Consider the following 12,800-nt stretch of genomic DNA (forward strand, 5'->3'; position numbering starts at 1 on the left):
CCGCCCTTATTCACAGATTTCTGAAAAAATAAGCCCAATGCACCTCATTGTTATGAGAGATACATTGGGCACAGCATGTTAAAACATCAGAACTATGAAATAGTACGCCATTCAGACTTTAGCATAGCATAGGAATACTCATCCCACCAAATATCGCCACGAGGGATGCACTGTTGAAAATAGCCTTCTCTCCTCATGCCCAGCTTCTCCATCACCCGGTACGAAGGTGTATTCTCGGGCTGGCATGTCGCAATGATTCGATGCAATCCCAATACCTCGAAGCCGTGCTGAAGCAAAGCTCTGGCGGCTTCCGTGGCAAACCCCCTACGATGATAGGTCGAATTAAACACCCAGCCGATTTCATACGTATGTTCGCCAAACCATGGATGAAACACCATGTGACCAATCACATGCTGATCTTCCTGCAGCATAACCGCATAATGATGAGCTTTTTCGCCCTTGTTCTGCTCCAAAAATTGCTTCACCGTTTCTTTCGTATGCACCGGCTCAGGCATGTAATGCATCACCACCGGATCGGATGTATACTGCAGAACATCCTGCCAATCATCTGGTTCAAACTCGCGAATCACTAATCTTTCGGTAACGATATCCATTTGCCTAGCTCCTCTTCAAGTTGTATTTAAGTGTCCTCATTCCTCACACTTCAATACAGAGGCAAATGCGATTCGCCGTATATGCAGATCTTTCTTGATAACGCCGGGTCACCCTCTTTCACTGTACAGACTACTCCGAATATATTCGCCCTAAATTATAAGACTCCTTCATAATATGTCAAATTCCCGGTTATTTTGGCTGAGAATCGATTTCATTTTATCAAAATGCATGCCTTCATGATATAAGCAAAAGCTTAAGAATTCTTCTACCCTGGTTAACTTTAAACCTTTGGAGGTTGTATAGGGAGATAAAACCGTCTCGTGCAGATGCGCCCTGTACCTGTGTTCGATCCGCTGGACCTGACCCTCAAGCAGTTCAATAAGTTCTTACATGGAAGGCCACGAAGCGCTAATCTCCCTTGGCTTAGAACCCGTCCGGAACAGCTCGGTATCATGCTCGGGAAGGTGCATGGTCTCTCCAGATAGAATGTTTATTGCTGATTCAACTCGTCCAATAGCTGAAGCAGCGTTTCTTCCTTCACTGCGCTACCCCTCGTCTTTTTCATCAATAACATGATCCTCCAACAATATGGTATCAGATATGCGACGACTTGAACGTGATCCAGTCGGCAACCATTTATTGTTTAATGAATTTCCATTGACACCGGTTTCATTAAGGATATATTATAAACTTAAATAGAGTTTTTTAATATTAATTCTTCATAAACGTTTTGATAATCCCACATCCGCGTCCATTTAAGTTTATTTATTAAACTTAAGGGGCAAAGTGTTTAAAGAGGAAGGTAGTGATCGCACACAATGGAAGTACATTTGCCCAGCACGATTCGCAGGATGAACAAAGAGATTGTGCTCAACACCATTAAGGATATGGGACCTATAGCCCGGACCGACATTGCCAAAGAGACCGGGATAACCAAGGCAACCGTGTCCGATATCGTCAAGACACTCATTGAGGAGAAGTTAATTTTTGACGAGAAGGATGACGCCGATTTAAGCAAACGCGGCACAAGACTTCATTTTGCCAAGAACGCCGCCTTCGGTATCGCCGTTGATCTTGGGGGGACTACCCTCCATTTCGGACAATTCAATCTGGCCGGCGAATGCATCGCTAAGCATACCGTTGCTACTTATAAGCATCAGTCAAGCCGGGAATTTCTAGACCATATGGCAACCGACATCAAAGATTTCATTGAATCTACCAGACAGCCGGCCTACCGCCTCGCATTCATAAGTATTGCCACTCCCGGAATCGTTGATCCATCCTGCGGCATGGTCCTTGAAGGATCTCCCAACTTGCCGGAATGGAAGAACATTGATCTAAGGCAGTACTTTAGCAACGTATTTCAGGTACCCGTTACCGTTGAGAACGACGTGCGAGCTGCGCTTGTCGGCGAGATGTATGCCGGCGCGCTCCAGAATTTAAACTCTGCCGTGCTCATTGGCATTGGAACCGGGCTGGGTTCCGCTATTCTGATTGACGGCAAATTAATACGAGGTGCAAGAAACGCAGCAGGTGAAATTGGTTACATGCTGTTTCAGCAGCATCATTTGTATACCCCATCGGACAAGGGACACTTTGAAATTATATGTTCCGGTTCCGGTTTGGAAGCTGCTGCTCTTAAGATTTTCGATAAGAAGCTTACGGCTAAAGAAGTATTTGAGATGTCTGTGGAGGGAGATATCCAGGCATGTCATTTGGTTTCTAGATTCGAGGAGCATTTGGCCCTGGGCATTCTGAATATTATTTCCCTGCTCAATCCGGAGAAGATCCTGCTTATGGGTGGATTAACGCAATCCCTCTCGCTCGAAGGATTGAAGGCCAAAGTGGGGCTCCACACTACGGACGTGACCGATGTTACGATCGAGATATCAACCCTACAGCATCAATCGGCACTGCAAGGCATAGCCATTCTGGGCTTAAAGCAAGCTTACCCGTCACTTCAATATATGAATGACAAACAACTCTACTAATAGGAGCGTGATTATAAAATGTCAGGAATCCAATTGCACCCGCATGATATTGTAGACGAAGGTATACCGCAGATTATGTCTTATATTCGTAAGCTGAAGGATGTCCGTTACATCTTCCCTGAAGTTAATACTATTTTCGAACGAAATCCGAACCCTGTTGGCCGTTTACCGCGAAACGCCGTGCACGAAGTTGTATTCGGTACGGGAACGATGCACGCCATCCTACCTTCTTATGAGGGCTCTGGACTTGATCAGCGAAGAGAACTCACCCTCAGCCCGGATCAGGACCCTTTGATGATGATTAAAGAATCACTGCAGGACGAAGAGTACGAGATTATCCCGTGGCTGAATATTTTAAATGGCCATTTTGAAGGCCGTTTGCTCGCCAACAACCTAGTTACGGATATGGATGGACAAGTCATACCTCACTGGCTCTGTCCCAATGCCCCTGATGTCATCGGCTTCTGGGAAACAGCATTGCTCGACTTGCGCAAGCGTTACGGATACACGACTTACATGATTGATCGCATCCGGTATCCGGATTGGGGCGGCGAAGAAGTGAACCCGAAAGGATTGTTGACTTGCTTCTGTTCGCACTGCGAGAAGAAAATGCTGAAACAGCACATTGATGTAAGCGCCCTCAAGGATGCGCTGAGACAATGGACCTCTCTAATTGCAGAGAAAAAATTCGAGGAGGCCGTAACGTTTGCCCAAAACCATGAGCTTATACAAGAATGGATCACGTTTCGTCAACGAAGCGTAACCGGCTTCGTGGAACGTCTCATCGATCGCGTAAGGAAAGTAAACGAAGACTTTACCTTGTGGCTGGATCTCTGGCCTCCTGCTTACAGCTGGATGCTCGGTCAGGATTATGCAAGCATCACGAAGTTTGCGCCCGCCTTGAAACATTTTCCGTATCATAAGCTGGGCGGCGGTGCGGACGTACAAGGATTGATTCATTATTTAGCGGATACTGCAGAGGAACAGGAAAGCGCATTCCGAGCTTTTAAAAGATTCTTTGAGCTTCCGTACGACCTGTCCTATGAGACGTTTAAGCGAGAAGGGTTCCCTATTCAATTTGTCGCTGATCAGAACAACAAGGTGCGAAATCTATCCGCCCCCGATACGCGTATCTATAGCGGAATTCAGATGTGGAACATCTCTCCTCAGAATCTGATCGAGGCCGTGAAGGCCGGTGAGCGTAGTGCCGCAGATGAACTGCTGTACTATTGTTACGGCTGGGCTGCGGATGATCTGTTTGAAGCCATACAAACCTATCGAGAGAAAGGAATGAACTAGCATGCAAAAAATACAGCGCCCCATTATTTACTTTCTCATCTTTGCTACCATGTTTGTACTCGGCGGAATTCAGAACACCAAGGGGCTCATTCTGGAGAAGGTCCAGACCGATATCAATCTGGATCTCAGCCAAGTCGGCGTTATGGTATCCGTCTTTCAAGTAGGATTTTTGCTGGCAAGCCTTGTGGCCGGTATATTCGCAGACCGTAAAGGCATCAAGATCGTTATGACCTTCGGTACGGTTCTGATGATTCTCGGTTTAATCGGAACCGGCTCCTCCTATGCCGTGGCCTTCTTTCTCGGATTCTATCTGATTGTCGGTGTTGGTATCGGCTCCATGACAGTCTCTGTTGCGACGCTGATCCCCACCTTCTTCAAGGAACGATCCGGCGTGGTGTTCAACCTAGCCAACGCGTTATTCGGAGTTGGAATGATTGTTACTCCGCTCGTACTGAATGCGATTTTCTCTCACAACATCAGTTGGCGGATGTTCTATATCGGAGTAGCCGTCGTGATTGCCCTCATTCTGGCTGGACTTATGATGTTTAAACCGGAACGGAAGGTCGTCTCCGAAGAACAAGATAAAGTCAGCTTGATGTCGGTTGCAAGATTGTTTAAGGATCGCCAAATCTTATACGTCATTCTGTTCATTTTGTTCTATGTTGCAGCAGAAGCCGGATTCCTGAATTTCTTCCCTATCTTCTATACGTCGCTGGACATAGCCGGGATGGACGCGGCGCAGAAAGCCTCAACGGCAGCGTATATCATTGCCAGCTTTGCTTTCTTATTTACCATTGGACGTTTCGTGGGCGGGTTCATCATCTACAAGCTTGGCGAAAGACGCACCTTGATCGGATTCTCCGTATTCGCTTTTCTAGCCTTGATTCTCGGGCGGGTCCTGGTTGTGAACGCCAGCTATCTGATGATGCTGTTCGGACTTGCCCTGTCCGTATTGTTCCCGACGGCTCAGGGCATTGCTTCGAAACTCACGAAGCAGGCCGGGTCACTGCAAGGCCTCATCTACGTTGCCTCTGGTTTGGGAGGTGCCGTTGTTGGACTCTTGATCGGAGAAGTATCCGATTCCTTTGGCATTCAGCATGGATTTAATATGATCTTTCTTTTTACAGCAATTATTACAGTGTTGGCCCTGCTTATTCGCACCCCTGGACGGACAAAAGCCTAATCATTTCTGCATAATCATTATGCTCCCCAAGATCGCCCGCAGCATCGGGCGATCTTTTTATTTTTAGACTGCCACGATGCTCACAAGAGATTTTTCATCTTCTGTGCAACATTCGCACGTCCCGTCCGTCTATGGATATATAGCAGCAAGTACATTTTACCAATTCATGATAAGACTTAGTTGAATCCTAGCGTACTAGGATAATCTACATTTGGAGGATACTACCATGAAAAAAATCTACAAAGTACTAACAACCGCTACAGTTCTAGCGATGGCGGCAATGCCGATAGCAGCGAATGCACAGGACGTCCCTCCTGCTTCGGCCCACACGGGACAAGGTAACATCATGAACCAGGTGAAGAAGAGCGTGCCTGGAACGATGGGCTACATAACGGACTTCGTAAATGACAAAACAGGCACATGGATTACCGTAACCGGCCGGGGGTTGGCAGCAACCGATCAACAAGAAATCAGGCTCTCCGTATCCAAGGATACTAAAATCATCGATGCCCAAGGGAACCAGGTCCAGCTGCAAACGATCGTGGATAAAAACAAAGCGATAAAAGCTTTCTATAGCCCAAACATAACGAAGAGCTTACCCGCTCAAGGTTCGGCGCTTACGATTATTGTTCAGGATCACGACTTTGCCGTTATAGATGGAACTATCTCCGAGGTTAACAAACAAGGTATCCTTGTGGAGGGAACCAATCTGTACAACGACAGCCAAGAGACCATTCTGCTTCATCTGGATCCAAAAGCAAAAATCATCGATCAAAATGGCAACACTATGAAAGCAAGCGACCTGAAAACCGGCATGAGCATTCGTTCCTTCTATGGACCTGCCGTTGCGTTAAGTATGCCGCCTCAATCAACAACGAATTATATTCGGGTCAACGCGGATGCCGAGAATAACGATCAGGAGCAAGCAGCCGGTATTGACGGAATCCTTACAGAAGTGAAGGATGGAAGAATTTCGATTTCCGGTAAACCAACAAAAGCAGGTGACCTCGAATACATCGTGCTCGCTGTTGATGGCGACACAAAGATTGTAGATGCCGAGGGCAAACCATTAACAGTTGAAGCCTTGAAATCGGGTCTGCGAATCGAAGCTGAATACGTGTCCGTGATTTACCCTGCCCTGTCGCATGCAGATAAGATCGTGGTCTCCGATACCTCAGCGCCCAAAGTCGAAGGCACGATAACTGCATCCGAACGCACTTCTAAGGATCAACTGTATATCAATGTAGGTTCAGATCAATCCACGGATAACGATATCATCATCAACATCTCCAAGGATACTCAAGTGATTGGACTGAATCCCGACGAGAAGCTGGAACCCGGCATGAAAATCGTGGTCTTCCACTCCCCGATCATGACCATGTCCATACCCGCATTCACTTCCGCCGAAGTGATTATGGTTCAAGCCGACAACTAAGCTGATGTTCTGGCTGCTTACCGTAGCTAAAATAAATCGCCAAAAAACAAAAAAAACATCGTACTCAGGAATTCCTGAATACGATGTTTTTTTAATGTAGTAAGATATCAATCGTTACTTAACTATTCCTCAAATTCTACGTTGTGATATACCTGCTGAACATCCTCGAGGTCTTCCAATGCGTCGGTCAGCTTCTCGAACTGTACCTGTCCTTCTTCCGGTAAGGTGACAAAATTCTGAGCCAGCATGGTAAGCTCGGCAACGGTAAATTCCGTAATACCAGCGGCTTTGAATGCTTCCTGAACCGCATGGAACTGGTCGGGTTCGGCATAGACGATCACCGCTTCTTCCTCTTCCAGGATGTCTCGGACATCCAGGTCAGCTTCGAGCAGCAGATCCATGACTTCCTCTGCCGACTTACCTTCAACGCCGATTACTGCGGTTGGATCAAACATATAAGATACCGAACCGCTGACGCCCATATTACCGCCGTTCTTATTAAAGGCAGAACGTACAGCAGGCGCCGTACGATTGACGTTGTTGGTTAAAGCGTCAACAATGATCATCGAACCATTCGGACCAAAACCTTCATAGCGCAGCTCTTCATAATTCTCATCCCCGCTGCCTTTGGCTTTATCCAAGGCACGGTCAATAATGGCTTTCGGCACATTGTATGTTTTGGCACGCTCAAGAACAACCTTCAGCGCACGGTTGGACTCGGGATCCGGCTCGCCTTTTTTGGCAGCAACATAGATTTCTACACCGAATTTCGCGTATACGCGACTTGTATTAGCATCCTTGGATGCTTTCTTTTCCTTAATATTATTCCATTTACGGCCCATACATTTCCGCTCTCTTTCATCATTGAATCTGTAGCCGGTATTCAATAAATACCCCTGTCCATTATATCTCTATTAAGTCCCGTGAACAAGGTTAAGAGCGTATATCCGGAAAATAGACACATCCCCGTAATCATCAATCCGTGATGATCGCCGACGAGTAAGATTATCTTTCCCATGCCATGCCCCAAGGGCACAGCCTCGCTGACCATACACCCATTAACTTGGATGAATTGAAGGATAAAACTTTTATTGGCTTTAGGGAAGATTTTATATTCCAACAAATGAACGAGAAATTCTTGAAGGAGGCTGGAATTGCCCCCAAATATGTATGCCGGGTTGACGAACCTCCGGCTATTGTAAGTCTTGTTCGTGCTGGTCTTAGTGCTGCCCTCTTCGAATGTCTCAAAGGCACTTCCTGCTCATGAACAAATGCGGGAAGCGCTTTTTTTACGAAAAAAAGTAGATGAAATAAAAAAACAGTTGATTATTTATAGACAAAATAATATTATGTCTATGTATTAAACAACGAAATGCGCATTCGCTTGTTTTTTACGATATCCCATCTGTTAAGTACAGATCCCGAAAGGAGAAACCTTCATTTTGCTTAACAATCCCTATGTTCGAACGATTGTCTTGTCACGCATTCTCTTGAATCTTGGCATTTGGGTTCGTAACTTTGCCATTCTGCTATACGTTACCGACTTGACAGGCAATAACCCTGTGTATGTATCCCTCATATCCGTAGCTGAATTTGCGCCCATTTTCTTGTTTGCCTTCATCGGCGGTACTTTCGCGGACCGCTGGCGACCCAAGCGTACTATGGTGAGTTCTGATGCATTGTCTGCGGTATCGGTATTTCTCGTGCTGATTGCCGTTCATAACGGGTCGTGGCAGGCGTTGCTGGTACTCACATTCTTCTCAGCCGCCTTGTCACAATTTTCTCAGCCCTCAGCGATGAAGCTGTTCAAACAGCATGTACCCGCTGAACAGCTGCAATCCGTGATGGCCATGTTTCAATCCATGGTTGCCTTCTTTATGGTCATCGGCCCGATCGCAGGTGCATTTGTATATCAAAGGTTCGGCATTGAAATATCGCTGATCGCAACAGGCGCGTTATTCCTGGGTTCTGGATTGATTCTGACTTTGCTGCCTCGTGATTTGCAGGAAGAGACACAATCCAAGCAGCAGAACCTGAAACAAGAGCTTATCGAAGGACTTCGATATGTATGGAATAATCAAACGCTCCGAACACTGGGCGTGACCTTTGCCGTGGCTGGCTTGGCAGCCGGACTAATTCAGCCGCTCGCGATATTTGTGACGATTGAGAATCTCGGTCAGGATAAGTCATTCTTGCAATGGCTGTTAACGGTCAATGGGGCGGCGATGCTCGTCGGAGGAGGCTTCGTCATGGCATTTGCTAAGAAAATACCCCCTCAAACCTTACTTGCTCTCGGCCTGAGCGTTAGTGCTGTCGGGACCCTTGGTATCGGCTGGTCAACCAGCGTCATCTTTACGATACTGCTTCTAGTGCTTAACGGATTCTTTTATCCGACCATCCACATTGGAATCAACACCATGATCCTAAACAATACGGAGGGGCCGTATATCGGTCGGGTCGGCGGCGCCCTAACCCCCATCTATATGGGAATGATGGTGCTGGGCATGTCGCTGGGGGGATTGCTCAAAGACCAACTGTCCCTGTTCGCCGTTTATGCGGCCAGCACATTCTTATTCCTGACCGGTTCGGCGCTGCTGATCCCGTTGTTTAAAAAGAAAACGAGCACAGCCGGCGTATTGGAGCAATGAACAACAATAAGAGCCGCCTCACACATTTCTAGAGGCGGCTCTTATTCTCTTATTTTATTTTGAACTCCAGCATATGTTTTTCTACTTCTTGTTCAGATGCATACGATGAACGGGATTCAGGATACAACTTCAGTACCATAGACTCTGGATCATCCAGCATATTGCTGCTGAACGTATACTGAGACCCATCCTCCGTTCCGTGTCCCGACAAGCTGGACAATTTAAAACTTCGCCCATCTTCCGTCTTCGATACAATTTCAGATGGTTGTAACATGTCGCTTATCGAAAGCTTGGTTTGAAAATCAATTTTTTTCCCAGGATCGTAAGCGAATCTTACTTGTGTCATGAGCGGAGAAATCTCAACCTCAGATAACACAATCTGATGATCGCCTAGCTTGAATGTTTGATTTGGTTGATACGTCTCTGTCTTGATTGAAGCAAATTTCGGATCCAAGTTGAACTTAATTTTCATCCTCTCGGAGTAATTCATCTCTGACTTGACCGTTCCTGTCTTGGGATCAGACAGTTTGCCTCGATCTACGGATGCAATTTGAAAATCCACTTCAATGCTTCTAGGGAAAGGCTGGCTGCGATCCAACTTTAATGTTCCACGCCCTTGCCAGCTTTGACTCTCCCAGCCTCCTATTTTTGAGGTATTTCCTAAAGAACGGCCTGTTTGCGCATCCTTCATTCTAACACTGTTCACATCATAGATCTCCTGGCTGTAATCCGTCTTGGCTGAATATAACAGTATTAATTTGTTCTCGTCCGCTGTAACAGCATCGATGTTAATCTCGTAAAGTCCCGATTTCACCGACTTGTTGATCATCTGAATATAATTGTTTCTTATCGCCGACTCCAATGTACTTTGATCGATATCATAATCCATTCCCTTAAACTTGCTCAGTGCTCCCCAGTCCAACGTCTGCTCCTTGGCTGCCTGTGGAGCAACGGTGTCCTTGAACGGACTGAGCAGCCACAAACCGGCAGCCATAATAGTTATGAGTGTGATAGCAGCCACTTTCAAAGAATGATTTCGAGATTTCCCGCGCGTCCGTCCCATCGCCAACCCGCGCTGAATAGCGTATGTAGCATCGATAGCATGAAGCAGCTGCCGTTGTTCCTGACGGATCTGTTCCGCATCGGCAAGCATTGCTTGTTCTTCAGGACTAGTCATCCTGCCATTCCCCCCGATTATTCATTAATTTTCGTAAATGCTCCAGCCCCTTGTACTGCCATGTCTTTACTGTTCCCTCCGGCTTGCCGAGGATCGCAGCTATCTCCTTCAGCGTCATGTCATTATAATATTTCAATATCAGCACATGTCGGTACTTGGGCTTCACCTTTTTCAGAACGGGCCACATAGCAAGCCTGTTATGATTGAACCCTCCCAAAGCTGGTTCGACAATCGCTTTTTCCAGCTCATGATCAGGCACTGGGACAGCTCGCTTGCGACGTCTCTGTTCGTCAATACAAACATAGATCAAGATGCGGATGATCCAGGCTTTGAATGCTCTCCCTTCTTTTAACGTTGAACGCTTGACCCATGCTCTACACGTCATCTCCTGCACCGCTTCCAGGGCATCATATCGGTTGCGCAAATAACTGTAAGCAATATGGATCAGTGTGTCCTTGTGTTCCATAATAGCCTGGTAAAAATCGGTTTCTTCTTCCGTTGTTGTCAGTACCACCTTTTTCATCTCTGCTTGGGAGCCCATCATGATCTCCTCTCCTTCTCTCTCTCTATATGATGCTCTATGGGTTAAGACGGACGAACTCCCAAAACGGTTTTAATTTATCTCAATCCCATGTGCAATAAACAAAACAAACCGAAGCTCTCCTCAAGAAGAACTCCGGTTTGTTTATAACTGAGTATCATTATGCATGAAATTGTTGCCCGTCTAATACTTCCTTCACGTAACCGGCACGAATAACAAAGTCACCGAAATGCTCGCCTTGCTCGCGTTCTTGTGCAAATTGCTTCATGATGGGACGAAGGGAATCCAAAATTTCGGCCTCACCGATGTTTTCCTTATAAAGCTTGTTCAGTCGGTGTCCGGAGAAACCTCCACCCAGGTACATGTTATATTTTCCAGGCGCCTTTCCGATAAATGCGATTTCGGCCAGCATCGGTCTGGCACATCCATTCGGGCACCCGGTCATTCGAATGACGATATCCTCTTCGCGAAGTCCGTTCTCTTCCAGAATGACATCGATTTTATCCAATAACGTCGGCAAATATCGCTCGGATTCTGCCATCGCCAATCCACATGTCGGTAGGGCTACACATGCCATGGAATTTCTTCTCAGGGCAGAATCATGATGACCGTCCATAAGTCCGTAACGCTTGATGAGTTCTTCAATCTTTTTCTTCTTGTGGCTGCTGATATTGGCAATGATCAGATTCTGATTGGCCGTCAGACGAAAATCTCCATTATGGATTTGAGCGATTTCACGCAGGCCTGTCATCAGCAGGTAATCGGCTTCGTCTTTCACACGCCCGTTTTGGATGAACAGTGTAAAATGCCATTTGCCATTGCTGCCTTTAACCCAGCCGTAGCGATCACCATTATGATCAAAATGAAACGGTTTTGCCTCCTCCAGCTTCCAACCCAGACGGCTGGTGAGCTCGCCCACAAACCAATCGATTCCGCGATCATCAATCGTATATTTGAAACGAGCATGCTTGCGCACCGCACGGTCTCCGTAATCACGTTGGATCATCACCGTCTTCTCGGCCAAGTCAACGATCTGCTCGGGTTTGCAGAAACCAATGACTTTTGCCACTTGAGGATAGGTTAACGGATCACCGTGTGTCATCCCCATGCCACCGCCTACCGAAACGTTAAAGCCTTTCAATTGTCCTTCCTCAAGGATTGCAATGAGGCCAAGATCTTGGGAATACACATCAACATCATTGGAAGGCGGCACAGCCATCCCGATCTTGAATTTCCGCGGCAGATACACCGGCCCATAAATCGGCTCCTGCTCCTCCTGGAGGCTGTCTACAATCTTCTCGCCGTCCAGCCAAATCTCATGATACGCACGCGAGCGCGGATCGAGATGACTGCTAAGCATACGTGCCCATTCGTATACCTCCGAATGAATTTCGGATTGATAAGGGTTCGGATTGCACATCACGTTACGGTTGACGTCACCGCAAGCAGCCAATGTACTAAGCATGGCTTCATTCACTTCTTGAATGGTGCTCTTCATATTCCACTTCAGTACGCCATGAAGCTGAAAAGATTGGCGTGTGGTCAAGCGAATCGTTCCGTTGGCATACTTTTGGGCTACATGGTCCATCATCAGCCATTGCTCCGGAGTTACGACACCGCCAGCGGCACGAACACGCAGCATGAACTGGTAAGCAGGCTCAAGCTTTTGCTTGTGTCGTTCGTTACGCAAATCCCGGTCATCCTGCATATAACTGCCGTGAAATTTCATCAGGCGGTTATCGTCTTCGGGAATCGATGCCGTAATGCGATCCTCTAATGTCTCTACAAGACTGCCACGCAGATAGTTGCTTCGACGCTTGATGTCCTCAACATCACTATGCGGCGCACTATGGGGTGATACTAGATTATTATCAGACATGTTCCTTTTTCTCCTCTCAAAAACCACAGGGA

At 46.8% G+C, this 12,800-nt stretch carries 11 protein-coding genes; 6 read left to right on the forward strand and 5 right to left on the reverse strand.

Annotation, left to right across the window (positions count from 1 at the left end; genetic code table 11):
- Positions 1-92: 92 nt before the first annotated feature.
- Positions 93-614: a GNAT family N-acetyltransferase gene (locus ACOZB4_RS08525; protein WP_379413788.1), complete on the reverse strand. Its 522-nt coding sequence runs from the start codon at positions 612-614 to the stop codon at positions 93-95.
- An 819-nt stretch (positions 615-1,433) separates the two neighbouring features.
- Here ACOZB4_RS08525 and ACOZB4_RS08530 point away from each other — a divergent pair.
- The 4 genes from ACOZB4_RS08530 to ACOZB4_RS08545 all read left to right on the forward strand — a co-directional run bounded on the left by ACOZB4_RS08530 (position 1,434) and on the right by ACOZB4_RS08545 (position 6,523).
- Entirely contained in the window at positions 1,434-2,606 is a 1,173-nt protein-coding gene (locus tag ACOZB4_RS08530) for an ROK family transcriptional regulator (RefSeq protein WP_379413785.1), read from the forward strand.
- Positions 2,607-2,624: 18 nt separating this feature from the next.
- Complete coding sequence (locus ACOZB4_RS08535) at positions 2,625-3,905, forward strand: hypothetical protein (protein WP_379413782.1); 1,281 nt, start codon at positions 2,625-2,627, stop codon at positions 3,903-3,905.
- Between the two features lies 1 nt (position 3,906).
- Positions 3,907-5,088 (forward strand): MFS transporter, encoded by a 1,182-nt coding sequence (locus ACOZB4_RS08540; protein WP_379413780.1) that lies wholly within the window; start codon positions 3,907-3,909, stop codon positions 5,086-5,088.
- Positions 5,089-5,314: 226 nt separating this feature from the next.
- Positions 5,315-6,523: a peptidase gene (locus ACOZB4_RS08545; RefSeq protein WP_379413778.1), complete on the forward strand. Its 1,209-nt coding sequence runs from the start codon at positions 5,315-5,317 to the stop codon at positions 6,521-6,523.
- Positions 6,524-6,645: 122 nt separating this feature from the next.
- On the opposite strand, the gene ACOZB4_RS08550 is transcribed toward ACOZB4_RS08545, so the two are convergent.
- Positions 6,646-7,365 (reverse strand): YebC/PmpR family DNA-binding transcriptional regulator, encoded by a 720-nt coding sequence (locus tag ACOZB4_RS08550; RefSeq protein ID WP_379413776.1) that lies wholly within the window; start codon positions 7,363-7,365, stop codon positions 6,646-6,648.
- A gap of 179 nt (positions 7,366-7,544) precedes the next feature.
- On the opposite strand from ACOZB4_RS08550, the gene ACOZB4_RS08555 reads away from it, so the two are divergent.
- Both ACOZB4_RS08555 and ACOZB4_RS08560 read left to right on the forward strand, forming a co-directional pair.
- Complete coding sequence (locus ACOZB4_RS08555) at positions 7,545-7,790, forward strand: LysR family transcriptional regulator substrate-binding protein (protein WP_379413774.1); 246 nt, start codon at positions 7,545-7,547, stop codon at positions 7,788-7,790.
- Between the two features lie 175 nt (positions 7,791-7,965).
- Positions 7,966-9,171: an MFS transporter gene (locus tag ACOZB4_RS08560; RefSeq protein ID WP_379413771.1), complete on the forward strand. Its 1,206-nt coding sequence runs from the start codon at positions 7,966-7,968 to the stop codon at positions 9,169-9,171.
- 49 nt (positions 9,172-9,220) lie between these two features.
- Here ACOZB4_RS08560 and ACOZB4_RS08565 read toward each other — a convergent pair whose 3' ends face one another.
- The 3 genes from ACOZB4_RS08565 to cysI all read right to left on the reverse strand — a co-directional run bounded on the left by ACOZB4_RS08565 (position 9,221) and on the right by cysI (position 12,768).
- The gene (locus ACOZB4_RS08565) at positions 9,221-10,348 is read right to left on the reverse strand and encodes a DUF4179 domain-containing protein (RefSeq protein WP_379413768.1); all 1,128 of its coding nucleotides are present in this window, start codon (positions 10,346-10,348) and stop codon (positions 9,221-9,223) included.
- The gene (locus ACOZB4_RS08570; protein ID WP_379413765.1) at positions 10,341-10,892 is read right to left on the reverse strand and encodes an RNA polymerase sigma factor; all 552 of its coding nucleotides are present in this window, start codon (positions 10,890-10,892) and stop codon (positions 10,341-10,343) included. The genes ACOZB4_RS08565 and ACOZB4_RS08570 overlap by 8 nt, the downstream gene beginning before the upstream one ends.
- A 157-nt stretch (positions 10,893-11,049) precedes the next feature.
- Positions 11,050-12,768: an assimilatory sulfite reductase (NADPH) hemoprotein subunit gene (gene cysI, locus ACOZB4_RS08575; protein ID WP_379413763.1), complete on the reverse strand. Its 1,719-nt coding sequence runs from the start codon at positions 12,766-12,768 to the stop codon at positions 11,050-11,052.
- Positions 12,769-12,800 lie beyond the last annotated feature (32 nt).

The organism is Paenibacillus sp. NPDC058898 (assembly GCF_049316025.1).
GTDB lineage: Bacteria > Bacillota > Bacilli > Paenibacillales > Paenibacillaceae > Paenibacillus_AQ.

Bases quoted from the DNA above. Each gene is read 5' to 3' on its own strand.
- ACOZB4_RS08525 (WP_379413788.1), bottom strand. From the start codon at position 614: ATGGATATCGTTACCGAAAGATTAGTGATTCGCGAGTTTGAACCAGAT.
- ACOZB4_RS08530 (WP_379413785.1), top strand. From the start codon at position 1,434: ATGGAAGTACATTTGCCCAGCACGATTCGCAGGATGAACAAAGAGATT.
- ACOZB4_RS08535 (WP_379413782.1), top strand. From the start codon at position 2,625: ATGTCAGGAATCCAATTGCACCCGCATGATATTGTAGACGAAGGTATA.
- ACOZB4_RS08540 (WP_379413780.1), top strand. From the start codon at position 3,907: ATGCAAAAAATACAGCGCCCCATTATTTACTTTCTCATCTTTGCTACC.
- ACOZB4_RS08545 (WP_379413778.1), top strand. From the start codon at position 5,315: ATGAAAAAAATCTACAAAGTACTAACAACCGCTACAGTTCTAGCGATG.
- ACOZB4_RS08550 (WP_379413776.1), bottom strand. From the start codon at position 7,365: ATGGGCCGTAAATGGAATAATATTAAGGAAAAGAAAGCATCCAAGGAT.
- ACOZB4_RS08555 (WP_379413774.1), top strand. From the start codon at position 7,545: ATGCCCCAAGGGCACAGCCTCGCTGACCATACACCCATTAACTTGGAT.
- ACOZB4_RS08565 (WP_379413768.1), bottom strand. From the start codon at position 10,348: ATGACTAGTCCTGAAGAACAAGCAATGCTTGCCGATGCGGAACAGATC.
- ACOZB4_RS08570 (WP_379413765.1), bottom strand. From the start codon at position 10,892: ATGATGGGCTCCCAAGCAGAGATGAAAAAGGTGGTACTGACAACAACG.
- cysI (WP_379413763.1), bottom strand. From the start codon at position 12,768: ATGTCTGATAATAATCTAGTATCACCCCATAGTGCGCCGCATAGTGAT.